A 26,021-nucleotide genomic window follows, 5' to 3' on the forward strand; every position below is an offset into this window, starting at 1 on the left:
CATAGAACGATATACATATAGATTCAGAGGTTGGCATGTTCTTGGTTAGGCAATCCCATCGATGGGTGGTTTACCTATTATCTGTAGCAATGGCCTTGGGCTTATGGTTGTGGTGGAAACCCTTGCTCAATTCCACCGCTTCAGTCACAACACTCGTACCAATTAAAATTGCGGTATCACAAACACCGCTTTCTTCCCCTTTTTATATTGCAGATCAACTGGGCTTTTTTAGAGAGCAAGGGATCAATGTGGAATTGGTGGCATGCAGCGGCGGTGTTCAATGTAGCCAAGCGTTATTAAAAGGTGATGTTAGCTATGCAACTGCTTCTGAATCAGTGGTGATGTTTACCAGTTTTGAGCGTCAGGATTTCGAAATTCTTGCCAGTTTTGTTCAGTCAGATAATGACGTAAAGCTACTTGCGTTAAAAGAGAATGAAATTCATGCAATGGGCGATCTACAAAATAAACGAATTGGTATGATTAAAGCCAGTTCGAGTGAGTTCTATTTTGACTCGTTACTGTTAGTGAATAATTTAAAAGGAATTCCACTTAATAAAGTATATGGTTCGCCAGAAGAACTGTATCAGAAATTATTCGATAAACAGCTTGATGCAGTCTCTATTTGGGAACCTTGGGGTTATAAAATCGATGTGGCGGCGAATTCCCAAGTCACTAATCTCGGTTTACCTGGAATTTATACACTGTCGTTTAATTTATTAACGATGAAAAATACACCTACTTCCGAAAAGCAAAATACCCTTGCTATTCTCAAAGCTCTTAAACAAGCGATTAGTTGGATGCACCAAAATCCAGAAAAAACGTTACATAGAGTCGCGGGTGTTTTAAATATTGATGAAAAACAGTTGCAATGGTCATGGCAGGATTATTCTTTCCGTTTGTCGTTAGGGAATACTTTATTAACCAATCTGCAGTTACAAGGCCGCTGGGCTTTAGACAGTCGGCTTGTCCTAGGTGAGATGCCCGATTACCGGCAACTTATGGCGGATGAGCTTTTCCTGAATGTTACGCAAAGCGGTGGAGCGGAGTGATGATCAATTCTCTAACACGGAAAATGACCGTTCTGTTCATTGCTTCCTTTATGCTGGTTGGTTTTATTGCATTCTCGTTATTTAACTTGGCGGAGAAACAGCAACAAACCAATGCTCAGCTTAATACCATTTTAGAAATCCAAAATAGTGTTGCCATGTTACGAGGGCAACTATGGACGTTTCTGCAATATAAAGATGCCAACAGTCTAGAGCTTGTTTATCGGGCTCAACAAGTTCTTGCTCGGGAATTAAAGACGACCATGATTGAGGAGCAACATCTCAAAAGTATTCAGAGAATGAACAATAGTTTAGCTGGCTTATTGGAGCAAGAACGCCACATGGCGCAAGAATCTGGAATTACTAAGCTCATCGATGGTATTGGTACTTATGAGCTGTTGCATTCTCGCTACAATATTTTGGTGCAAAACATGAATGAAGAATTAACCTTTATCCAGCGCCAAGTGATGGAAAGTAGCATTAATAGCCAGAGAACCTTGTTAATAACAACCATGCTACACCTATTAGTATTCTCTTCGGTCGTCTGTGGTGTTGCGTTGATTGTTCTGCGACGTTTTCGATATGGTTGCAAAACTCTTCAAAATGGCATTACGCAGATGGCTAAAGGAGATCTGGCTAGTCGAATCTCAAATCAAAATAGCGAATTAGAGTTCGTTGAATTGACTCAATTTTTCAATCAAATGAAAGCCTCTCTACAAACCACAACAGTGACTAAAGATGAATTACAGGCCGAAGTGGCGAGGAAAACGGCGAAATTAGAACGCCAAAAAGCAGAGTTGCGCTTTCTGTCTGAACGGGATTCTTTGACGGGTATTCTGAATCGCCGAGCCTTTAAGCAACAGCTTAGTCAGGCGTTAGTCAAAGCCAAACGTTCGAATATGAAGTTGGCATTATTGTTCTTTGACCTTGATAAATTTAAGGAAATTAACGATACCAAAGGCCATGAAGTCGGGGATATTGTGCTGCAACAAATTGCTCAAAGGTTAAAAGGGACGATTCGCGAAGCCGATTTTTGTGGTCGTCTAGGCGGTGATGAATTCGTGGTTTGTTTGGATATTTTGCAAGACCACAGTGGCGTGCTAAACAAGGCTTATCAGCTGCTGGATAAATTACAAATCCCGATCCAAGCGAATGAGGAAAGCCTGAATATTGGAGTAAGCATAGGTATTGCATTATATCCAGAGCAGGCTTCACAAATGAGCGAATTACTACGTATTGCCGATGAGGCAATGTACGTTGCAAAACACCAATCAGGTAGCACCATTTATTGCGCTTATCGCAGCAAAGATGATGAGACAACTCTGGTGGGTTAGTCATTTACCATGCAAAAAAAGCAGTGTGGAAAATTTTATCCACACTGCCGGATTTCTTCATTGATTAATGACGACCACTTTTGACCGATGAATGTTTCCCATGGAAACGCTTATGGGATTTGGATTTCCCTTTATTTTTGGGCGTTTGGGCATGAGCCGTGTTCACTTTTTTAGTCGGCGCATTAGGATCCTTAACAACAAAATATGGGTCTTTATAGTGTTCAGCTGAGCCAAACTCATTTTCAACGATGCGGTTCCAGAGTGCACGATCAAAACCTTGCTCTGGAATTGCAGGGTACAGCGTTTCAATCTCTTCCCATGCAAAATTCATAAACGCGTCTTTTTGAATTCGATTAAATCGCTGAGCCACTTGGTTATGTTTTTTAATCCAAGCTGCTTTAAAGCGCTGTAATTCAGCTTGTGCTTCATCAAGCGGTAAACGAGATAAATAGATACGTTTATAGGAGACTTTTCTATCGATCATCGTACGCATTGCGGTTTGAATATATTCACCATGATGCGTAATTGAGATGTCATCACAATCAAATAAATTAACGCACCAACCTTTAGGCTGGAAATCATCGCGTTGATATTGATGATTACGAGCAACCAAGGCTTGATGAAGGACCAAATCCGATTTACCTCGAAAGGTTTGTTGCCACTTGGCAATACGGACTTGAATTGAACCGGGCAAACGAAAAATGTGAGTAAACTTATCTTGTTCCATTGGCTTATTTGCAACCAGAGCTTGTGAGTTTTATTAGTACATAGGCTTACTTAACGTCGATGATGCTAAGAAAAACCAAGTTATAAGCAAAAGAGCAAACTGTCACAGCAGTTAATCACCAACGACGCGAGCCTGATATTTGGGCTATCAAGCAGTAGTTTTTATTTTGGAGACGAATTCTACACTCTATCTAGTGATTAATGCGAGCTTAAGTTGTGACATCATTTATATTTTAGTAGTTATTTGGGGTGAAGAGCGCCAAAATGGCGTACTGTTGAGTTTCTTTTATGCATTCAGGATGACCAAGCATGATGGATCTTTCTTTCTTGGAAATTGCAAACACAATCAATAACATAGCTTTTAGCACTATTGCTGCGCTGTTTCTGTATATGTTGCGAGGCAAATTGAGCGAACACAAATTGGATACTGCGACTTGGTTTGTGCTGCTCTTTTTAGCCAGTGGTTTAGGTTACACCGCCTCTTCGTTACGTTTTATTCTACCGATGGGATTCGCTATTGTGGCGAATAACTTACTGTATCAGCTTGCTTGTTACTGCATGTTATTTGCCGTATTGCGTTGGTATCAAAAGCCGATCAAAGTGGGTTTATATCTCACCGCCGTTACCCACTCCGTGCTGTTTGCTCTCTTACAATACACGTTGTACAAAATGGATCCCGAGTCGATGGGGACACGAATTCTCCTCGCATCGATCAGTTTGTCATCAGCCTATTTGGCTGCAGCCTTGGTTGCTGCAAAAAATGGTCAACGTCATCGACCAGAACAAACCCTGTTGGCCACGGTGCTAGCGGTCATGATGGTAATGCTCTATGTCCCCTTTATTGCTTTCCAAACCTTACCCTTGATGAGTGTGTTTCGAGCGTCGGCAATCGTGGTGCAAAGTCTATTCTCCTTTATCATTCTTGGAACTATGTTGACCCTGTTTCTGTTTGAAGAAATTGAATGGCATCGCCTACGGTCGATTCGTGATGAACTGACGGGCGCGTTTAATCGTCGTTATTTTAAAGAGCAAGTGCAAAATAAGCTGAGAACGTTAGAGTCGGCTTCTGTGATCGCGTTGGTGGATATTGATCATTTCAAACAGATTAATGATTCTTATGGTCATGATGTGGGGGACGCTGTAATTACGTTTGTTGTGCGCCATCTGGAAGCGTTAGACCTCGCTGAATGTCTGGTTGCAAGATATGGTGGTGAAGAGTTCGCGATTTTTGCGTGTGAGTCGGATATGGTTAAAGTTCATCATGCGTTAGACAAGGTGCGTAATGCGATTGCTGCCGGCTTTACCTTTGAAAAGCAAGCGATCGAGGTTTCGGTGAGTATTGGCGCAGTTTTATTAGATCGCCCATCCGAGTATGGAGAGACCTTACGTCAAGCGGATGTGGCATTGTACCAAGCTAAGCAAGAGGGAAGAAACCGAGTCATGATGCAAGGTTTATCCAGAGTATAAAAAATCGGAGCCAATTGGCTCCGATTGCCTTTAGGTAGTCTGACTTATTGGCTGATAAGGATAAGGCCGCTAGGTAGACTTTCACCAAACGCGCGTTGGGTTTCTGCTTCATCCAGTTCAACCACTTCGTTAACCAAATTGATCCATGACTCTGCAACGCGGCTCTGTTTGAGCTTATCCAACACCTGCGTACGCCAGTCTTCAGCGATATCTCGGCTGCGATCGCCCGTTTTGCGGCACATCATCACGGTGGCGAAAGCGCGCATGGGTTCTTTTTGCCAATCTTGCTCTAAGATCTTAGGTAGCCATTGTTGGATCTGCTCTTTCGGGAGTGTAGCGTGCAGGCTGCCATAGAAGGGAATGCGCGCTGCTAAACGCCCTAAAGCCCACCAGTGTGCTTGTTGGTATTGATTGTGGTTCAGTGCCTTATTCAAAAACCAAGTGGCGAGTAGTGTTTTATCTTCAACCTGTAGCTGCTCTAACGAAGCCGCCAGCCGCACCATAGCTTCATAGCCTTTCTCTTGGGCCTCTTTGGTCGAAGCAGGGGTACGCATAGCACTCGGGTGCAGGTATTTGGCAATATCCGCCAGTAAGGTTTCTTGCTGTTCCTGATTCAAACCGCCCGCAACTCGACGCCAGAATACCCACCAATCCGTCCAACCTTGAGTGTTGGCAAACTGGATGCCTTGTTGGTAAAGCGCCCAAATTTGTTCAATACGCCAGCTGTCGGTTGCATCGCCAAAACCGGGTCGCAAGCTGAATCCTGCCAGTCGCAGCCAGTTTTTCTCATGCAGCTCTGAACGGCGACGGCGCTTGCGACCAAGCGCTAGGCTGTCAAACAGGCTACGCAGAGTCGCGAAGTCCCACTCTTCTCGTTTACCTAAACGTCTTTCTAACTCTTTGGTAAGTGTTTTGATGGCTTGTTGGTCGGCATTGGTTTTGTTGGCACTGTAGATCTTGCTGATCAGCGCTTTGGCCTCCTGCAATTTAGGAGAAATCGACGAGTTCTCACTCAATCCATCTTCATTCGACAAGTTCTGGCGAATCTCAAACTCCACTTGCCAACGCTGATTTTCATCATCAGGGTTCACACACACCATTTGCAGAGTGCCGACTTCGGTCAACTGGCAAGCCAGTTGCACCTCGACTCGCTGCTTCTGATTGGCGGCGAGTGGGGTTTCATCCAGAGCTGGTAGGGTGAGTACATAAGGCGGCAAGGGCTGGAATTTATCAGGATCGATAGGCAGCAGCGCACCATTTTGTACTTTCTGTTCGGGCACGATTTGGTCGTGAGTCGAGGTCAGCAGATTAAAACGGACAGGCTCACCCACCGTCAGTGAAAAACGGCGACTGGTTAAGCGAATCTCTTGTCCTTCTTCACTGCCTTTCGCGAGCAGACATAAGGCTTTGCCGAGCTTGTTTTTCTCCTGTAAATGCAAGAAATAGGAACGGGCAGAGCCTCCACCAATCTTAAGCTGAGCACCGCGTCTTGCTTTGGCATAAGCCACCGCGCCGAAGGCGACGGACCAATCTGGATGAGGGTTATCGAGCAAAGTAATAGGTCGCCCTAACCAGCCGCTCAACAGTGCGATGAGCCGTTGAGTAATCGACTCGCTATTAAACACACCACCATTGAGCAGCAAACCCGTCGGTAATGCTGAGTTAATTTTTTCAGTAGCTAACGAACCTTGTGCGGCCCCTTGGTGATGGCTGAGAAACTCTGCAATGTGTTTGCTGACAGCGGGATCGGCCGCGTAGGGCAGGCCAAACTCAACGACAGCTCGGCGACGTTTCTCCGGCAGCACGTCTTGTTCTGTCAGCGGGAAAAATCCGTCAAGTGCAATGCGGTGTACCTCATCGCGATGTAACGCCACACTTTGGGTTCCACCCAGTAACTTCGAACCACTGCCCAACAAGGTGATTTTCATTTGTTCAGGTGCATTTGCTGAAAGCAGGCTCTCTTTGGCTTGGCGAGTTTGTTGGATGAGCTTGGATAAACCCGCAGCACTCAATTTCTTATTTTGATTGAAACGGCTTTCGGCTACGTGAGCCAAGGCAAGGTCGATGTTGTCGCCACCGAGCATAAGGTGATCGCCCACGCCAATCCGGTTGAGTTGTAGCGTCTCTTGCTCATCAAATTGCGCGGCAATCAGGCTTAAATCGGTTGTACCGCCGCCCACGTCACACACCAATATCAGCGGCACGTCTTGCAAGATATCGTTCGCTTGAGCTTGATGGCGATGATGCCAGTCATAACAAACGGCTTGCGGCTCTTCGAGCAGCATGATTTTCGGCAATCCGGCCAGCTGAGCGGCTTCAATGGTCAGTTTACGTGCGCCCTCATCAAATGAAGCGGGAACGGTGACTACCACTTCTTGCTGTTCTAACGGGTTTAAAGGATGGCGATGATTCCACGCTTGGCGGATATGGTTGAGATAGCTGGCGCTGGCAATGATAGGAGACACTTTTTCGACATCATTCGCTCCTGCCCACGGTAAAATGGGTTGGCTGCGATCAACGTTCGGATGTGAAAGCCAGCTTTTGGCACTAGAAACTTGTCGGCCTTCCACTTTTGCGCCCAACTCACGTGCCCATTCGCCAATAATCACTTGCGGCAGATCGCCATTCACCAGTTGTGTTTCCCAAGGCAGGGTTAAATCAGAATTTGTGAATTGTCCGTGTGAAGGGTGATAACGGAAAGAAGGAAGAAGTGGGCGGCGAACCACTTCGCCAGGACCAACCAATTGATCAACGGGGAAAATCTCAACTGGAGATTGTTCTAGAGCATCGTTGAGTTCACAAAAAGCGACCACCGTATTGGTCGTGCCCAAATCAATGCCAACCAGAAAACGTGGTGATGACATGCTATACCTCGTATTCATAAAGGATGAGCGGCACCCCGAAGGATGCCGCTGTAGTCTTTCTAATGTTGCTGTGGTGCAGGCTCGTCTTGTGGGTTGTCACGCACATCAAATTCCACATGCCATTTCTGACCATTATCGGCGGCGATCGCTTCGAGATAGAGCGTACCGACTTCCGTAACACGTGATGCCAGCGTAACCGGAACCACTTCACCTGCACGGCGACCTTCAGAAACCGGCAAGGTGATCTGAATGGTTGGCAGGTCGTCGAGCTCATCATTGGCCCAATCGACAAGGTGAGTCCCAGCGACATCATCACGGCGTACGGTTGAACCATAGAATTGGAAATGCACAGGCTCACCAATCACGAGGCCAAACTGGCGATCCGCGACTTGCGCACTCGAACCTTCTTCCATACCAAATGGAGCAACACAGAGCGCTTCCATCGGCGGTGACATGCCCGGAATGGCAGGCATCGCACTTTCAATCCCGACATAGTAAGCCGAAGCAATACCACCACGGATGCGTACCCCTTGACCTTGACGCACAACTCCGTAGTAAGCTGCGCCGCGGGCCACTGCCAGATCCAAATCCACTCCGGCGAGAAGTTTGGCAGGCGTCGCATTGGCCTGAGTTAGCCAAGCATTGATGGTGTCTAGCAAACGATCGGCAAGCAGGGTGGATTTCAGCACACCGCCGTTAAGCAAAATCGCACTTGGCTTAATGAAATCGGCTTGAGGAGCGGCCATACCCGGAATGCCGGCCATCGCGAAAGGCAGACTTTCTGCGTGGTTCTGACCTTGAGCATTGGCTTGCTTGCTTAAAAATGCGGCGATGTGGCGAGTAATGCCGGCATCTTGCGCGTAAGGCAAACTCATCTGAGTCAAAGCACCGCGCATCTTTTGTTGTGGATGTTCGTTGATAGAAACTGCAGGGAAGAAACCATCGACCAGCGTTTGCTGCACTTCTTCACGAGTCAGTTCGGTTTTCAGTGTTGCGCCGAGCAGTTTAGAACCGCGGCTTGGTACCACGATTGGTACTGCCGCCAAATCCGGTTGGCTGAGTAGCGCTTCTTTCGCATCACGACAAGCGTGTGTCATGGCTTGTACTTGCCACATTTGTAGATCTTTACCTTCCTGCGCTAACTTCATTTTTAGACGATAGGCGAGGGCGAGATCCATATTATCGCCACCGAGCAGAATATGTTCGCCAACGGCAATACGTTTGAGGGCAAGGTTACCTTCTTCTTCGGTCACTTCGACCAGTGAAAGGTCAGTGGTGCCGCCGCCGATATCGATCACTAACACCACATCGCCTACGTTTACTTCATTGCGCCATTGCTCATGGCGGTTATCAATCCAGCTGTAGAGTGCTGCTTGTGGCTCTTCCAACAGCGTAAATTGCTGTAAACCGACATTGCGCGCCGCTTCTGCGGTTAAATCACGGGCGGCAGGATCAAACGAAGCAGGAACAGTAATGGTGACATCTTGTTCAGCTAGTGGGGCATCCGGATGGGCGTGATCCCATGCTGCTTGTAAGTGCTCTAAATAAAGTTCAGTGGCGCGCAGTGGAGAAATTTTGCTGACGTCTTCAGGGCTGCCCGATGGCAAAAAGGCTTCGCGACGATTCACGCCCGCATGGCATAACCAAGATTTCGCGCTTGCGACTAAACGAATCGGGGTTTTAGAGCCCAAATTACGCGCAATCGCACCGACCAAGGCAGTCGGCTCACTGCTCCAAGGTAAACGGCGTGAAGCGGCAGCCATTTCATGTTCATGGGGCTGATAAACGAAAGAACCGAGCTGGTTGAGGTTTTCCACGGTACCCGGCGCCGTCATTTGCGCAATCGACATCACTTCAACACGGCTCTCTTCACTTTGTACAGCTTGATAAGCGAGTACGCAGTGGGTAGTACCAAGGTCGATGCCCACACTGTATTTAGCGGAATGAATTGGCATCTCCATTACAGTTCTACCTCCGCAGGTGCGAGGATCGAAGTGTCGTAATTGTCAGCCAATTTCGGTAGGGTGATGGAATCCGCGCGCCAACCTTTGTGAATCAGAGTGCCAACGAATGGCGCTTGGCCAGTAACGTGTCCAGTCAGGCGAATTTCTTGTGCATTGAAGCCAGCTTCAACGTTAATGCGGCTCTCTTCTTGTTCGTTACGAATTGGCGATAAAGTGAGATACTCACGCAGCACTTTTTGGCCTCCGCTATGAATCACGCGAGCGGCTGCGCCCACTTCTTCATCCGAAAACTGGCTCACTTCTTCTTGTAAGAAGTCGATCAAGCGAGCTTCTTTTTGCAGCAGCGCTAAGAGTTGCAGTGCTGAATCGGTTGATGCGGTCGCGAGTTTTGATTCCACCTCAACGACTTTCTCCACCACTTTTTCAACTTCGATGATCTTTTCCACTTCGATAATTTTTTCTACCGGCTTTTCAACTGTCACAATCTTTTCGACTGGTTTTTCTACGATTTTTTCTGTGACTTTACCTTTGCGAGCAACAGCAATAACCAATAATAGGAGAGAGGAAGCGGCTAGCCCCGCATGGAGCATATCAAAGGTGGTTGGGATCAGGTTTAGGTCGATATTCATCGTGAATTCTCTTTGGCAGACTGTGTGCGTAAGCACAGCAAGTTTTACGCTCTGCAGGAAAGTTTTTGCAACAAGGTCACACTGAACATGGTTTGCTCGGTGAGATTACTGCACATTCCCGAAGGCGGCGTTATAGACTAAGCTCAAAATGGGGGCGGATAGTACCATATTCAAGGACAAAGCAAGCAGGGAATCCCTGTCTGTGTACGGCTTGACGGTTTGTTTGGTGTCTTTTTGAGCAGTGGGCCGTGTGTTTTTTTGTCTGTTTGGAGTGAGTGCGTTTGTGGTTTTTCGTGACTAAGCGCCCGATTTGTTGGTTTGTTATTGATAAACACCTTGAAAGGTTTGGCCTGAATGCAGTATGGGTATGGATATATCGCATAACTTCTCGATATCGCTATGAAATACAATGTCTAAGACAATCGAAGATAAGGAAGAGGTGAATGCTCAAATTTTTTCGCGAATTCGCGCCTTTGCTCGTTCTACTTAGTGGTGTGTTGCTGACCAGTTTTGTGGTCTATACCGCGTATTCATTGCAGGTTCGCCATAACCGCACCATGCTGGAGAATCTTGCCGATCGACAAACGATGGCGCTGCAACAGTTTGTTGACAGTGATATTAACTTTATTGGATCTGCCGCTAATTTTTTCCACTCAAGTACCAGTGATGATTGGGAACGCTTTCATACTTTCGCGGCAGAAACCCTCAAAGGGTCAAGAAGCCTCATTACTTTAGAATGGATGGTTAAGGTTGAGGCCGGAGAAGTCGATAGCTTCACGCAACTCATGCAGCAGCGATTTGCGGATTTTAAGCTATTTACGATCCCGCAAAATGGTCAGGTTCAATATGGCTTTGGTCAAACTGATGAAGCGAAATTTGTTTTAGCCGATGTGTATCCGCTCAACCATACCAACCGAGCTTTATTGGGCTTTTTTTCTGAACGCGAACGCTTTAAACGGATATTGAGTGACATTGTCACAAATCGTCGGCCTAATGTCTCTGATAAAGTTCGACTTCTACAAGACGGAATTGATAAGTCGATAGCGAAAGATGGTTTGTTGGTCTATCACCCGGTTTTCTCTGCTGAAAATAGCCGTAACCTCATCGGTGTGATGGTGGGGGTGGTTCGTCTGTCTACCTATTTCGATAGCCTCGTGCAAATGAGTGCGGTGGAACAAGACCTCGATATGCGGGTGGTGGATACTGGATTTGATTCGGAAGACAGCCCAATTCTTTACCAAAGCCCAGGATGGACAAAGCATGAAGGACTGCAAATTGAACGCAAACTCGTGTTGCCGAACCGAGACTGGAAAGTGCAACTCGCTCTACGAGAGTCACTCAACCACAGTGAGCAATGGATGTTGTTGGGGCTAGGGCTAGGGGGCATGATTATTTCATTCCTGCTCAGTTACATCATGCGTATGCAGTTAGAAGAGCAGCAACACCTCACTGCAATGATCGAAGATCGTACCGCCGAGCTACGCTACCTTGCTGAACATGACAGCCTGACGGGGATCTATAATCGACGCTATTTTAGCCGACAACTTTGCCGTATGTTGGATGAGGCACAAGCCTTTACGTTGATCTCATTTGATGTTGACCATTTTAAAGAAATTAATGACACCTATGGTCACTTAGCGGGTGATCATGCCTTACAACATGTGGTGCATACTGTGCAAAAAATCTTGATGGAATCCGATACTTTTGTGCGCCTCGGAGGGGATGAATTTGCCATTTTGTCTTCATTGACGGAAAGAAATGAGCTGGTTGAATATTTGGAAGGTATTCGTCAATCGGTTGAACACAGTCCCTTTATTGTTAGCGATGAACTGCAACTGGCGTTAACCATCAGTATTGGGGCGAGCACTAACTGTCAGTACACCGAGCCTGAAATTTTGCAAAGTGTGGATAATCAGCTGTATGAAAGTAAATCAAGAGGGCGCAATCGAGTGTCGATTGCTGAACGATGCAGCAAGGTAGAATCGAATTATTCTGTGAATTCAGGTAGGATGAGCGACTTTATGTAAGCAGAGAAAGAGCCAAGAATGAATTACAACCGTGTTGTGTGCTTCGATTTAGAAATGTGTTGTTGGAACGAAAACGGAGTGGGAACCACGGGTGAAATCATTGAGGTTGGATTGGCAGAAATCGATCTTTCCGCCGGAAAAATCGTCAAACGTGCACAATATTTTGTTAAGCCAGAACATGACGAAATCTCACTGTTTTGTGCTGAACTCACCGGAATTACGCCACGAAAAATTGAGAAGCAAGGCCGACCGTTGGCCGAAGTCCTGCAATCTATGGTTAAAAATTTTGGCGGCTCAAATAAGATTTATGCTTCTTGGGGACGCGATGATCGTATTCTGATCCATGAATGCCAAGAAAAAGGCATTCCCGTACCTTTTCAAGAATTTCTCAATCTCGCCACCTTGTACCGTATTCAACATCGTTTGAAAGACAAACGTATTGGTCATCGCGCGGCTCAAGAATCACAAGGTATTGAATGGGAAGGGCGTCAGCACTCAGGCTATGTCGATGCCTACAACTTGGCAAAGTTAGCGTTAACCATGCTGTAATGTGATATTCAGCAAATTGTTATGCAACAAGTTAGATTTTGTTCTAGGCTTTTGTATGGTTGTCCACAAAGCCGAGTATAAGAATGGAAAATACACTCTACGTCTGCTGGCTGGTGAATGCTCTAAGTTGTATCGCTGTGATGCTCTATTGGCGAATGACACCACCACTCTAGCGGCTTTTTATGTAAGAAGTCCTAGAGGAAAGCCCAAGTTCAAAAGCGCGAATTTCGCGCTTTTTGTCTTTCAGAAAAGGGAGAGAGTGTGGGAACCGATAACGCGCGGCGTTATTCTGGTGATTGATTTTTGTCTGCGGCCATCAGTTTGGCGCGAATAAACTGGCTGTGATCGACATACAGCAGCTCAGCGGCTTTACGAATCACCGCATCTTCAAGCGGATCAATCATGCCATCCGCATTGGCGACTTCCCACATCGCTTTGATCAGCTCAAACCGCTGCTCTTGGGTGAGTGTACGTAGTTGGGAAGTAAAGTCGTACAAAGACGCAGATTGCTTCACCTGTTGCTCTGCACGAGCCAGTAAGGCTAGCGCTTCTTCATCCGTTATAGTTAATAGATGCTTGAGAAGGGTGGATTTGGCATGCTGCTCAGGCTGCGAAATTTGGTGATCCGCCCCCGCCACTTCGCTGAGCAGACAGGCGATGGCCAGCTCCGGTGTGGCAGAGTGTTGAGCTAAGTCTTGGCCTTCAAGAAGCTGCTTAAACAGGGAAGTGAGTGCATTAAACATAGGCAAGCCTTGGAGATTGGGAGTCGTAGGTTAAACAATGTGGCCTTGAGCGTCACTCTTCAAGCATAGCACCTAAAATTTCGATAAATTCTGAGCTAGTGCGTTCGTGGGCAAGAGTAATCAACGCCAGTAGTGCTTCGGCTTTGGTTTTGGGGCCGCTGTCCTCAGCCAAAATCCTCATGAGTTGTGAGCGGATCAATTCCATCTCATGCTCGACAAAGCCTCGGCCTTCCTCTTCGCCTTCTCCTTCTTCCGGCGCGTTATCAAAGGTGAGAAACAGCATGTCATCGTCAAGCTGCGCTTCAATTAAGCGCTCTGGAAGCCACACTTCCCCCATCACCACATCAGGATCAAGGTCATCGGGGAGCTGGTTTAAAATCGTTTTCAGTTCAGAGGCTTTCACAATCGCTTCGTTTCCTTAAGGTTCTATCTTCATTTTAGCGGCCAATCGCGCCGAAAACGAAGCTTCTTTTGAGTATTAGGCTTGCATTTGCTGTTTCTATAGGCAGGTAAAGGTGGCTAAAGCGTGGGATCATGGGCGTGTTACTAAAACTCTGTGGTACAATCCGCGCAGTTTTTTGGAAAGATAACAATAGGAAATGCTTTGACTTCGTCACAGCCCACACCCGATTCGGCAGCTCAGCCAAAAGCCAATAGCGCTGCCAGTTTAAAAAAGGCGCTCGGAGAGTGCCTGATCAAAGATCGTTTTCGTTTCAGTAAACGCATTGATGGTGCCAGTAAAATTAAAAATGAATCGGCACGCAACGCAGTATTTGACGAAATCGCGCTCGATATTGCGCAATCCATGATGGTGGTTGAGCAGCGTAAGCAGCAGATGCCCAAAATCGAGTATCCTGCGCTGCTGCCGGTTAGCCAAAAACGTGATGATATTGCGAAGGCGATTGCTCATCATCAAGTGGTGATCGTGGCCGGTGAAACCGGTTCAGGCAAAACCACTCAGCTACCGAAAATTTGCGCAGAATTAGGCCGTGGTAAATACGGTTTGATTGGCCACACTCAGCCGCGCCGTCTTGCTGCGCGATCAGTGGCAAACCGCATTGCCGAAGAGATGGAAACCGAGCTCGGTGGCTTTGTGGGGTATAAAGTTCGCTTTACCGATCAAATCTCGGATCAGACTCAAATCAAATTGATGACTGACGGTATCTTGCTGGCGGAGATCCAAAACGATCGTTTCCTTAACCAGTACGACACCATCATTATCGATGAAGCGCACGAGCGCAGCCTCAACATCGACTTTATCTTGGGCTATCTCAAGCAGCTTTTGCCGCGTCGTCCCGATCTCAAAGTCATCATCACCTCGGCGACCATCGACCCTGAGCGCTTCTCGAAGCATTTTAGCAATGCGCCGATCATCGAAGTCTCAGGCCGTACTTATCCGGTGGAAGTGCGCTATCGCCCTCTGGCGGGGGATGATGACAGCGAAAGCGATCGCGACCAACTGGAAGGCATTTTCCAAGCGGTGGATGAGCTGTGCGATGAAGGGCTGGGCGACATTCTGATCTTCATGAACGGTGAGCGCGAAATTCGCGATACCGCGGATGCGCTCTCAAAGCGCAATCTGCGTGATACGGAAATTGTGCCGCTGTATGCGCGCTTGTCAGCTGGTGAGCAGAACAAGATTTTCCAACCTCATACAGGTCGCCGCATTGTGTTAGCTACTAACGTAGCGGAAACTTCGCTAACGGTTCCGGGCATCAAGTACGTTATCGACCCAGGTACTGCGCGGATCAGCCGTTACAGCTACCGTACTAAAGTGCAGCGTCTGCCGATTGAACCCGTATCCCAAGCCAGTGCTAACCAGCGTAAAGGCCGCTGTGGACGTACCGAAGAGGGGATCTGTATCCGTCTCTATTCGGAAGAGGATTTCTTGTCGCGTCCTGAATTTACCGATCCCGAGATTCTGCGTACCAACTTGGCTTCAGTTATCTTGCAGATGACGGCGCTTGGGCTGGGCGATATCGAAGCTTTCCCCTTTGTGGAAGCGCCAGATAAACGTAATGTTCAAGATGGTGTGCGTCTGCTCGAAGAGCTGGGCGCGATCAACGATCAAATCAAAGACCCGAAAAAGCGCCTCACTGAAAGTGGTAAGCAGCTAGCGCGTTTGCCAATCGATCCACGTTTGGCGCGCATGGTACTTGAAGCGTCGAAATTCGGCTGTTTGAAAGAAGTGATGATTATTGCTTCTGCGCTGTCGATTCAAGATCCGCGAGAAAGACCGAGCGATAAGCAGCAAGCATCGGATGAGAAACATCGCCGCTTTAACCATGAAGATTCGGATTTCTTGACGTTAGTGAACCTGTGGCACTACATCGGCGAGCAGCAAAAAGCGTTGACCAGTAACCAGTTCCGCCGTCAGTGTAAGCTCGATTACCTCAACTATTTGCGCGTGCGCGAATGGCAGGATGTGTACACCCAACTGCACCAATCGACCCGTGAAATGGGTTTCAAGCTCAATGATGAACCGGGCAGTTACCATGCCGTGCACAGTGCGATCTTGGTCGGTTTGCTGTCACACATCGGTATGAAAGATCAGGAGAAGAACGAGTACCACGGCGCACGTAACGCACGTTTCAACATTTTCCCTGCCTCTGGCTTATTCAAAAAGCAGCCGAAGTGGGTGATGTCGGCAGAGCTGGTGGAAACCTCCAAACTGTGGGCGCGCGTGGTGGCGAAAATCGAACCGGATTGGATTGAGCCACTGGCGAAACACCTGATCAAACGCAGCTACAGTGAGCCACATTGGTCGAAGAAAAATGCGGCAGTGATGGCGTATGAAAAAGTGATGCTGTATGGCATCCCGATTGTACCGAAGCGCTTGGTCAACTACGGCAATATCGATCCTGTGCTCAGCCGCGAAATTTTTATTCGCAGTGCGCTGGTTGAAGGGGATTGGGAAACCAAACACGCCTTCTTCAAACAAAACCGTGCTCTGCTCGCCGAAGTGGAAGAGTTAGAACACAAATCTCGTCGCCGCGATATTCTGGTTGATGATGAAGAGCTGTTCCAATTCTACGACCAACGTGTCGGCACCGAAGTGGTGTCGGGTCGCCATTTTGATGCGTGGTGGAAAACCGCGAGCCGTAAAACGCCGGATCTGCTCAGCTTTGAAAAAGAGATGCTGTTCAAAGGCGATGCCAGCCACATTACCGATCTGGATTACCCAAATTTCTGGCATCAAGGTAATTTGAAACTCAAACTCAGTTACCAGTTTGAGCCGGGTGAAAACAGTGATGGTGTGACGGTACACATTCCGCTGCCGATCTTAAACCAAGTCGAGCCTCATGGCTTTGACTGGCAAATTCCTGGTTTGCGCCATGAGTTGGTGGTGAGCTTAATCAAATCGCTGCCCAAAACGCTGCGTAAAAACTTTGTGCCAGCACCCAATTACGCTGACGCATTTTTGGCGCGTGTAACACCGTTTGAAATGCCGCTGCTCGATGCAATGGAAAAAGAGCTGCGCCGCATGACCGGTGTGACGGTACTGCGCGAAGATTGGAAACTGGATCAGTTACCATCGCATTTGAAAATTACTTATCGCGCGGTGGATCATCGTAATCGCAAGCTCAATGAAAACTGCGATCTGCATGAACTGAAAGAGAGCTTGAAAGAGAAAGTGCAAGAAACACTCTCGCAAGTTGCCGATGATGATATCGAACAGCGCGATCTGCATACGTGGTCGTTTGGCGAGCTGCCGAAAGTGTATCAACAAAAACGCGGTGGCTTTGAAGTCAGAGCTTATCCGGCTTTAGTCGATAAGAAAGACAGTGTTGAAATCAAACTGTTTGAAACCGAGCAAGAGCAGCTTGGCGCGATGCGCGCAGGTCAGCGTCGTTTGATTTTGCTTAACGTACCCTCGCCGATCAAATATCTGCACGCCAATCTGCCGAACAAATCTAAGCTCGGTTTGTACTTTAACCCGTATGGCAAAGTGCTGGATTTGATTGATGACTGTATTGCTTGCGGGGTTGATAAGCTGATTGAAGAGCGTGGCGGCATGGTGTGGGAACCGCAAGCGTTTGAAGCCCTTAAAGAGCATGTGCGCGCTGAGCTTGGTGATACGGTAGTCGAGATCGCTAAGCAGGTGGAAACCATTTTAACCACCGCTTACAACATCAATAAACGTTTGAAAGGCAAGGTCGATTTCACGATGGCGTTTGCGCTTTCTGATGTGAAAGCTCAAATCGAAGGGCTAATTTTCAGTGGCTTTGCCACCGAATGCGGTTGGAAACGTCTGCCGGACATTCTGCGTTATATGCGCGCGATTGAACGCAGGATGGAGAAACTACCCACCGATCCTAACAAAGATCGTCTGCATATGCTGAAAATCGAATCGGTAGCCAACAAGTATAAAGAGCTGCTGAACAAGATCCCAAAAGGGATGGCGATTCCCGATAACGTGCGAGAAATCCGCTGGATGCTCGAAGAGTTACGCGTGAGTTACTTTGCCCAGCAGTTGGGTACGCCGTATCCGGTTTCGGATAAACGGATCATCAACGCGATTGACGCTTGTTAGTGATAAACACGAATTCTGTGAAGTAGGTACGAAATTTGCTTAACAAGCTGAGATGACGGAATTTGCACTCAATGTGGCAACGATTGACCGCCGTCACCGTTGCCCCACTATTTTAAGAAGGTTAATTATGAAAAAGACATTACTTGCTCTGGCATTACTGGGTGCCTCTTCAACCGCGATGGCGGATTCATGGATCTATGGCGGTGCGTCTGTAGGCCAATCTGATTTCGAAGGCAAAAATGGTACAGCGTATTCACTGCATGTAGGTACCGGTATTCTGCCGCTGATTGGTCTAGAAGCGGGTTATGTTGATCACGGCAATTTTGATCTGGGCGCGAGCCGAGAGTTGTCTGCCACATCACTGTACTTTGCCGTAAAACCAAGTATTGATTTTGGCCCATTGCATGTTTACGCCAAAGGCGGTCTTCACTCATGGGATCAAGAGATCAACGGTAACAAGAGCAACGATGGCATCGACATTATGTATGGTGTAGGTGCTGAATACTTCATCATGGGACCTGTGTCAGTGGGTGCAAGCTACATGAAGTACACAATGGATAACTCAGATGTAGGCACGATTTCATTTAACGCGACGTTCCATTTCCTATAAGCGTTATTGAAATAAAGACATGATGAGCCAGCCGATTTTCGGCTGGCTTTTTTATTGCGCATGGCATAAAAAGCACACAATGAAGCGATGAGGGGGAGATGTCCCTCCGTATCATAAAAGTGACATCAATTTCTAACCCAATTGTCATAGTGTTTGACTAGGGTGTGTGCCAGTTAATATATAAAAGGAATTTCAAATGCTTAATCCTCATTTCCGCTTAGGTGCATTGGCGGTGGCATTCGCTTGTTTCACTTTCCCCAGCGCAGCAAACACCTTTAATCGTATTTCTAGTTTTGCCGTGGCAAACAACATTCCTCCCACGCTGGATGTGAAGAAAAACACCTCGGCAGAGATCATTACGGTCACTCCTGATGGCAATACCGTGATTTATTCTGACAGCCCACTGGGTGGGATCGGTTTTGTGGATATTAAAGACCCTGCCGCCCCTAAAGCTGCCGGTTTCCTATCACTCAATGGTGAGCCAACTTCCGTGGCAGCATCGGGAGAATGGGTTTTTGCAGGGGTTAACACATCACCCAGTTATACCCAACCTTCGGGCTATCTGGCAGCCGTATCTGTGGCGAGTCACAAAGTCGTCGATCGGTGTGAACTTGGTGGTCAGCCAGATTCTGTCGCCGTTTCTAAAGATGGTCGTTATATCGCTGTCGCAATCGAAAATGAGCGTGATGAATCGTTGAATGATGGAGCGCTCCCTCAAATGCCCGCTGGATTTTTGGTGATTTTGACGACGGATCAGCAAGGTAAGCCCGATTGTAAAAGCCTCAAGCGAGTGGCGTTAACCGGATTAGCGCAAATTGCAGGGGATGATCCCGAGCCTGAGTTTGTGGCATTTAATGATGAAAACCAGATCGCTCTGACGCTACAAGAAAATAATCATTTGGTGATCATCGACGCGGCGAGCGGCAACATTGTGAACCACTTTTCTGCAGGCTCCGTCGATCTGAGTCAGATTGATACAGAGAAAGACGGTGCACTGCGTTTTGATGGCAAAATTAAAAACGCGTTACGTGAACCCGATGCCGTGAAATGGTTGGATAACAACCGACTGGTGATCGCCAATGAAGGTGATTACCAAGGTGGTGCACGTGGATTTACCATCTTTAGTAAAAGCGGTGAAGTGCTGTTTGAAAGCGGTGCGGAGTTTGAACACCAAGCGATCCGCGTTGGGCATTACCCTGAAAAACGCTCCAATAAAAAAGGCATCGAGCCCGAAGGGTTAGAAGTCGCGACCTTTAATGGTCAGCAGTATATTTTTGTGTTGGCCGAACGAGCTTCTCTGGTCGGAGTGTATAAAGACACGGGCGGCAAACCAGAATTTGTACAAGTTTTACCATCAGGCATCGCTCCAGAGTCAGCCATTGCAATTCCACAGCGCCAGTTGCTGGTGACCGCCAATGAAGCCGATTTAGGTGAGGACGGCGGCGCTCGTTCTCATGTGATGCTGTACCAGCTCTCGGATCGCACCGCTCAATATCCGCAGATTATTTCAGGCAATGATGCACAAGGTTTACCCATTGGCTGGGGTGCGCTGTCCGGTTTAACCAGCGATCCTAAACAGGCGGGTAAACTCTACGCGGTGAATGACAGCTTTTATTCCGCGCAACCGTCGATTTTTACCATTGATGCTACTCAGCAACCGGCATTGATTGAGCAATCCATTACTGTAAAACGCAATGGCAAGGTGGCGAAAAAGCTGGATCTGGAAGGCATTACGGCTGATGGAAAAGGGGGTTTTTGGCTCGCCTCGGAAGGTGATGCTGAGAAAAAAGTCACTCACGCGCTCTATCATGTTGATGCAACGGGTGAAATCACGCAAAGCGTTGAATTTCCGTCTGAATTACTAGAGCATCAAACCCGATTTGGAGCCGAAGGTGTGGCCATGGTTGGCGATACACTCTGGGTGGCGATTCAGCGTCCTTGGAAAGACGATGGCAAAATCATGACCAAATTGTTGGCTTACAATACCAAAACTCAGCAGTGGAGTGCGGTGCACTATCCGTTAGAGAATGCAGAGCAAGGGTGGGTCGGTTTATCGGAAATCACTGCCTATAACAATAGATTGTATGTCTTAGAGCGGGATAACCAGATCGCGGGTAACGCCAAAATTAAACGCCTCTATCAAATTGACCTTGCTGATCTCAAACCTGCAAAATTGGGTGAGGCTCTGCCCGTGGTGAAAAAGCAGTTGGCTTATGATTTTCTACCGGATCTGAAAGCAGGAAAGGGCTATGTTGTGGATAAAATCGAAGGGTTTACCATCGATAGTCGTGGGCAGGGGTATGCAGTCACGGATAACGATGGGGTGGATGACAGCAGTGGTGAAACCCTGTTTTTCAAAGTGAATACGCCATTTTAATCTGCGCGTGATCCATCACTAAAAGATACCTTTACAACCCCAGCTCCAAGCTGGGGTTACTTTTTAAGTCGCAGTGATGATTTCTGATGGTGTTTACTGATTTCCCAAAAAACGACAACAACCATACTGCAATGCTTGATGGCACACTGATTTATGTCTAATGAGTAAGAGAAAAATTGATATAAAACAAATAAAGTCAATATCAACCTGTAGCGAAAGCACCAGTCACTATAGTTAAACCAATGGCATAACATCAGTGAGCAGGAAAATCGCATGTGGCTGTCTAAACTAAAAATCCGTACTCGAATCGTATTAGGAATGGCATTGTTGCTGTTGCTAGTGATGAATATCATCATGCCCTTTGTGCTCAGTGAGTTTCTTGGTCAAATACACCGTAATGAGCTACGGCAACTTGAAAAGCTCTATCAAACTGCAGTGGCTGAGATTGATTCAACAGGACGACTTTCACAGGCACTAGCAACGTTGATCGCGAACTCACCCTCAATTCAAAAAGCCTTTTCAGAAGGTGACCGCCAATCTATCGCTGCTCAAACATTACCGCTTTATCAGGCCATGAAAGAGCGATATGACGCCACTCAATTGCAATTTCATACCCCACCCGCAACGTCTTTCTATCGTGCGCATAAGCCTGAAAAATTTGGCGATGATCTCTCTAGTTTTCGTTTTACGGTATTACAGGTAAACCAATCCAAACAACCTGTCATGGGGTTGGAAAATGGTGTAGCAGGTTTAGGAAACCGAGGCGTGGTGCCGGTGTTTTATGAAGGTAAGCTAATCGGTTCCGTTGAGTTCGGATTGTCTTTCGGACAGCCATTTTTTGAAAGCTTCAAGCAAAAATACCAAGTTGATATCGCATTACTGCTTCATTCTGAATCTAACCGCTATCAACAATTTGCGGGAACATTTGATGCGAGCCCGTGGATTGATCAAACCGTGTTAGATGCCGTCTTCACCGGGCAAAGTCGCAAGTTGGATGTTGAAATTAGCGGTAAGAACTATGCGCTTTATTTACAAAGTGTGAAGGATTTTTCGGGTAAACCGATTGGTGTCTTGACGATTGCGATGGACCGCAGTGAGGCTATCGCAAGCGTTTGGGATGTGAATTTGAAATTGGTTGGTCTTGGTGTTGTTGCTCTGACTATTGGTATCATTATCGCCATTTTGATTGCTCGAGGAATTACTCGCCCTATCGTGGATGCGACTCAAGCAATGAAACGCATTGCCGAAGGTGATGGTGATTTAAGCCAGCAAATGTCGGTTAAAACACGAGATGAAATGGCTCAACTCGCCAGAGCGTTTAACCTGTTTGTCGGAAAAATTCACGATACGATGGCACAAATCTCTGATGTGACCCATCAACTGGTTATCTCTGCGGATGAAACGGCACGTATTACGGAAACCAGTCGTGCGAGTGCAACTAAACAACAAAGTGAGGTAGAACAAGTTGCTACTGCGATGAATCAAGTGGCAATCACAGTGCAAGAAATGGCACAGCACGCCAATATGGCTTCTGATTCTGCAGCGCAAGCAGATGCTGCTACGACTACCGGTAAGCAAATTGTCAGTCAAGTGATTGCTTTGATTGAAGAATTGGCAACAAAAAGTCAAGAAGCGGTCTTGACGATGGGTAAGCTAAATAAACAAACTCAATCGATAGATTCTGTGTTGGAAGTGATTCGCAATATTGCGGACCAGACTAATCTTTTAGCGCTAAATGCCGCGATTGAAGCCGCTCGCGCTGGTGAGCAAGGACGAGGTTTTGCTGTTGTCGCTGATGAGGTTCGTACTTTAGCAAGCCGTACGCAGACTTCGACACAGGAAATCCAACGTATGATTGAAAGTTTGCAAGGTGCTGCCAACTCAGCAGAAAGTGCCATGTTGCAAAGCGACAAGATTACCGAACAGTGTGTGAGCCAAATTCGGGGGGCAGGAGAAGCATTAGATAATATTCACCGTGCCGTTGGTGCCATCAATGACATGAACTCTCAAATTGCTAATTCAGTGACAGAGCAGAGTGCCGTTTCATCCGAATTGAATATCAATTTGCACAATATCAATGATGGAGTCACTCAGTTTAGCAATAACGTGGCGCATGTTGCGACCTGCGGTGAAAACGTTAATCAGCTTTCCGTCCGGCTTAATGGATTACTCAATAAATTCAAATTGTAGCGAGGATTGCCAAAACTCTGGCAGGGGGCGTAACAGTATAGGTGTTTGTCTGTTCGTGTCTTGCCAGCGTAATATTCTCAAAGCGAATGATTTCCAAGAGAATATTGGGTGAGTAAGTGATTCATTTTTCATCGTAAAACGATGAGTTGAATAGTTTGAATTGCGCCGCAAATTACCAGTCTTTTACCCTCTGTTTAGTATGGGTAATCCGGTTTCAGGATTACAGTCCATGAAGTTTCTCTTCAACCCATCCTCGATAAAGGGACTAACCTATGACTGGCTGTAATCTCAATGGTCAATGGCGATTAACCTCTCCACAACGTCCGGATATTTCACTCCCGATGACGATCCCTGGTGACAATGTCACTGCTTTATTGGCCGCGCACTGTATTCCTGACCCTTACTGGGGGGGCAATGAAGCCAAAGTGCGTTGGATTGAAGACGTCGATTGGCAAATCAGCCGCGAATTTGTGGTGGATACCTCGCTGCTAGAGAACGATCAGCTGTGGCTGACACTGACACGCGTCGATACGTTTGCCTCTCTGTATATTAATGACGTCCTTGCCTTAGAGTGCAGTAATCAGTTTGCCGGTTATGAGTTGGATATTAAGCCGTATTTGACATTGGGCAGTAACGCTCTACGTATGGTTTTCCATCGAGTGCTGCCTGAAGCTGAGAAAAGAGCCGCCGCATTACCTTTCCCCATTCCTTCCGCTATGGGTAACAACCAGTTACCGCATATGAATTTAGTACGAAAAACGCAGTGCCATTCAGGGTGGGATTGGGGGCTGTGTTTGATGGTGTCAGGGATTTACGATCCGATCCTATTACAGCCGATTAACCACACACGATTAAAACAATTGGCGACAGAGCAGTGCTGGCAAAGTGATGGCAGTGTGATTGTGACGTTGGCAGTAGAGGTGGAAACCGAACAGGCTGCAAACTTGATGTTCACTACGGCAGATCAACAACAAACGCTAGTTGCAGAACATAATGGTTGGGTGCAATGCGAGTTTTTGATTGCGCAGCCAAAGCGTTGGTGGCCGAATGGATTGGGTGAGCCGCATTTGTATGCAGTGAGCGTGGCTAGTGCTGAGCAAACTTTGCAGCGCAAAATCGGGTTACGCCAACTTGAACTGAATACCACAGCCGATGAACGCGGCTCGGCGATGGAGTTTGTGATCAACGGTTTCCCCATGATGGCGAAAGGCGCGAACTGGATTCCACTTGATGCAATGCCCGCTCGTGAAAACGAAGCGCGCTATCGCCAGCGGCTGCAAAGCGCGGTAGAGGCCAACATGAACATGATCCGCGTGTGGGGTGGTGGTCAGTATGAAAGCGACACCTTTTACAACCTGTGTGATGAGCTAGGGTTACTGGTTTGGCAAGACATGATGTTTGCTTGTTCGCTTTATCCGAGCCACACCGATTTTCTGCGCGAAGTGGAACAAGAGCTGCGTTGGCAGATCCCAAGGCTGCGCGAGCATCCCTGCGTTGCGCTTTGGTGTGGTGATAACGAAGTGATTGGCGCGATTGGTTGGTATGACGAATCCAAACATAACCGTATCAAATACACAGTTAATTACGATCGTTTAAACCGCAAGATCGCGGAAGTGATTGAATCGCTTGATGCCAAACGCGCATTCTGGCCAAGTTCGCCCTGTAATGGTGAACTCGATTTTGGTGATGCATGGCATGATGACAATAAAGGCGATATGCACTTTTGGGATGTGTGGCACTCTGGCAAGCCTTTTAGCGCGTATCGCTCAGTGAATCCACGATTCTGCTCTGAGTTTGGCTTCCAATCTTGGCCCTCCCTCGCGGAAGTGAAAACCTTTACGCCAGAGCACGATTTCAACATCACTTCGCAGACCTTTGAACAGCACCAGAAAAATCCGCGCGGTAACAGCATCATCACCGAGATGTTTACTCGTTATTTCCGTTTTCCAACCGGATTTGAACAGATGCTGTATCTGAGCCAAGTGCAGCAAGCCATAGCGATCAAAACCGCGGTGGATCACTGGCGGGCGATTTCGCCGGTTTGTCGCGGCATTCTGTATTGGCAGCTCAATGATTTGTGGCCAGTGAGTTCTTGGTCAAGCATTGAATACAGTGGCCGTTGGAAACAGTTGCACTATCACGCGAAGCGCTTTTTTGCACCGCAGTATCTGGTGTTTTCAGAGCACAGCGGTGTCCTGACCTTGCACGGTTTAAACGATAATTGTGAACCGGAGGAAATAGAAGGGCGAATTTGCCTGATAAACTGGCAAGGTGAAGTGGTTGAACAGTGGTCGCTCAGCGCGACTTTGTTGCCTAATCACAACCATACGCTATGGCAAAAAAACGCGTCTTTGAATTTAGGGCAAGCCGGCTTTTTGTGGGTTGATGTGGTCATCAAAAACTGTGGCGAGCGATTACAGAATACTTATTTTGGTACAGAAGAGTTGAAATCTTTGCCGATGGAAAATGCCAACATCGAGGTACAGCAAGCGGGGCGCTTTATCAGGTTAAGTACCGATAAGCCGGCCTTTTACGTCCATTTGGAGTGTGAAGGGATCGGACGATTTAGCGATTCCAGCTTTACTTTGTTGCCTGAACAACCTTTCACGGTGGAGTATTTAGGAGAAGATGCACACACATTAGCGTCTTCGCTGCGGGTTTATCATCTGAATAGCGAGTTTTAAACAAGTTAAACATTCCACCACGCGAACCATGTTTCCACTCTAGCGTTCAATATGCAAAGGGGAGATATGGTTCGCTGAATGGACATTTTCAGTGTTATTCAACTTCATTCTCTCCAACTTAACATTTTTCAACTCAATGAATTGGCAGTATTTATTCTGCCATTGTTGGTTTGTGATCTGGTTTATTTACATCAGCGTGCCAAGATCACATAAGTCTGTAAATATTAAAGCAAACGTTTGCATTTCATTTTTATTCTCTTACTATCGCGCGCAACCT

General features: G+C 47.1%; 15 protein-coding genes and 1 pseudogene. 10 read left to right on the forward strand and 6 right to left on the reverse strand.

Translation table 11 applies throughout. From position 1 onward, the window contains the following. Positions 1-35 precede the first annotated feature (35 nt). The gene (locus MKA69_RS10620; RefSeq protein ID WP_055034490.1) at positions 36-1,049 is read left to right on the forward strand and encodes an ABC transporter substrate-binding protein; all 1,014 of its coding nucleotides are present in this window, start codon (positions 36-38) and stop codon (positions 1,047-1,049) included. Then, complete coding sequence (locus MKA69_RS10625) at positions 1,049-2,380, forward strand: diguanylate cyclase domain-containing protein (protein WP_305847993.1); 1,332 nt, start codon at positions 1,049-1,051, stop codon at positions 2,378-2,380. Before MKA69_RS10620 ends, MKA69_RS10625 begins: the two co-directional genes overlap by 1 nt. Before the next feature lie 186 nt (positions 2,381-2,566). Here MKA69_RS10625 and MKA69_RS10630 read toward each other — a convergent pair. Beyond that, positions 2,567-3,107, reverse strand: a pseudogene (locus MKA69_RS10630) (hypothetical protein); the annotation flags it as partial. A gap of 389 nt (positions 3,108-3,496) precedes the next feature. Here MKA69_RS10630 and MKA69_RS10635 point away from each other — a divergent pair. Next, positions 3,497-4,573: a GGDEF domain-containing protein gene (locus MKA69_RS10635; RefSeq protein ID WP_305848241.1), complete on the forward strand. Its 1,077-nt coding sequence runs from the start codon at positions 3,497-3,499 to the stop codon at positions 4,571-4,573. Positions 4,574-4,617: 44 nt separating this feature from the next. Here MKA69_RS10635 and MKA69_RS10640 read toward each other — a convergent pair whose 3' ends face one another. From MKA69_RS10640 to MKA69_RS10650, 3 genes are read right to left on the reverse strand one after another with little or no spacing between them, the layout of a single operon-like run. Beyond that, complete coding sequence (locus MKA69_RS10640) at positions 4,618-7,437, reverse strand: Hsp70 family protein (RefSeq protein WP_305847994.1); 2,820 nt, start codon at positions 7,435-7,437, stop codon at positions 4,618-4,620. A 59-nt stretch (positions 7,438-7,496) separates the two neighbouring features. Then, entirely contained in the window at positions 7,497-9,398 is a 1,902-nt protein-coding gene (locus MKA69_RS10645) for an Hsp70 family protein (RefSeq protein ID WP_305847995.1), read from the reverse strand. Then, positions 9,398-10,030, reverse strand: a complete 633-nt coding sequence (locus tag MKA69_RS10650; protein WP_305847996.1) for a DUF2760 domain-containing protein — start codon at positions 10,028-10,030, stop codon at positions 9,398-9,400. Before MKA69_RS10650 ends, MKA69_RS10645 begins: the two co-directional genes overlap by 1 nt. A gap of 443 nt (positions 10,031-10,473) precedes the next feature. On the opposite strand from MKA69_RS10650, the gene MKA69_RS10655 reads away from it, so the two are divergent. Together MKA69_RS10655 and MKA69_RS10660 are read left to right on the forward strand one after the other, a co-directional pair. Continuing rightward, a complete protein-coding gene (locus MKA69_RS10655; RefSeq protein ID WP_000911056.1) occupies positions 10,474-12,057 on the forward strand; it encodes a diguanylate cyclase in 1,584 nt (527 codons plus the stop codon). 18 nt (positions 12,058-12,075) lie between these two features. After that, positions 12,076-12,606: an exonuclease domain-containing protein gene (locus tag MKA69_RS10660; protein ID WP_001108809.1), complete on the forward strand. Its 531-nt coding sequence runs from the start codon at positions 12,076-12,078 to the stop codon at positions 12,604-12,606. Between the two features lie 284 nt (positions 12,607-12,890). Here MKA69_RS10660 and MKA69_RS10665 read toward each other — a convergent pair whose 3' ends face one another. Both MKA69_RS10665 and MKA69_RS10670 read right to left on the reverse strand, forming a co-directional pair. Beyond that, on the reverse strand, positions 12,891-13,349 hold the full coding sequence (locus MKA69_RS10665; protein ID WP_305847997.1) for a TerB family tellurite resistance protein: 459 nt from the start codon (positions 13,347-13,349) through the stop codon (positions 12,891-12,893). 52 nt (positions 13,350-13,401) lie between these two features. Continuing rightward, on the reverse strand, positions 13,402-13,752 hold the full coding sequence (locus MKA69_RS10670) for a hypothetical protein (RefSeq protein ID WP_001915375.1): 351 nt from the start codon (positions 13,750-13,752) through the stop codon (positions 13,402-13,404). A gap of 201 nt (positions 13,753-13,953) precedes the next feature. Here MKA69_RS10670 and hrpA point away from each other — a divergent pair, with 201 nt between their 5' ends. The 5 genes from hrpA to MKA69_RS10695 all read left to right on the forward strand — a co-directional run bounded on the left by hrpA (position 13,954) and on the right by MKA69_RS10695 (position 25,744). Further along, on the forward strand, positions 13,954-17,883 hold the full coding sequence (gene hrpA / locus MKA69_RS10675) for an ATP-dependent RNA helicase HrpA (RefSeq protein WP_305847998.1): 3,930 nt from the start codon (positions 13,954-13,956) through the stop codon (positions 17,881-17,883). A 127-nt stretch (positions 17,884-18,010) separates the two neighbouring features. Further along, positions 18,011-18,493, forward strand: a complete 483-nt coding sequence (locus MKA69_RS10680; RefSeq protein WP_000751957.1) for an outer membrane beta-barrel protein — start codon at positions 18,011-18,013, stop codon at positions 18,491-18,493. A 196-nt stretch (positions 18,494-18,689) separates the two neighbouring features. Further along, positions 18,690-20,870, forward strand: a complete 2,181-nt coding sequence (locus MKA69_RS10685) for an esterase-like activity of phytase family protein (RefSeq protein WP_305847999.1) — start codon at positions 18,690-18,692, stop codon at positions 20,868-20,870. A gap of 273 nt (positions 20,871-21,143) precedes the next feature. Then, positions 21,144-23,060 carry a methyl-accepting chemotaxis protein gene (locus tag MKA69_RS10690; RefSeq protein ID WP_000266739.1) on the forward strand — a complete coding sequence of 639 codons (1,917 nt, stop codon included), beginning with the start codon at positions 21,144-21,146 and terminating at the stop codon, positions 23,058-23,060. Positions 23,061-23,332: 272 nt separating this feature from the next. Next, positions 23,333-25,744 carry a glycoside hydrolase family 2 protein gene (locus tag MKA69_RS10695; RefSeq protein WP_305848000.1) on the forward strand — a complete coding sequence of 804 codons (2,412 nt, stop codon included), beginning with the start codon at positions 23,333-23,335 and terminating at the stop codon, positions 25,742-25,744. Positions 25,745-26,021 lie beyond the last annotated feature (277 nt).

The organism is Vibrio sp. AH4, assembly GCF_030710545.1.
Taxonomy (GTDB): Bacteria; Pseudomonadota; Gammaproteobacteria; order Enterobacterales; family Vibrionaceae; genus Vibrio; species Vibrio metoecus.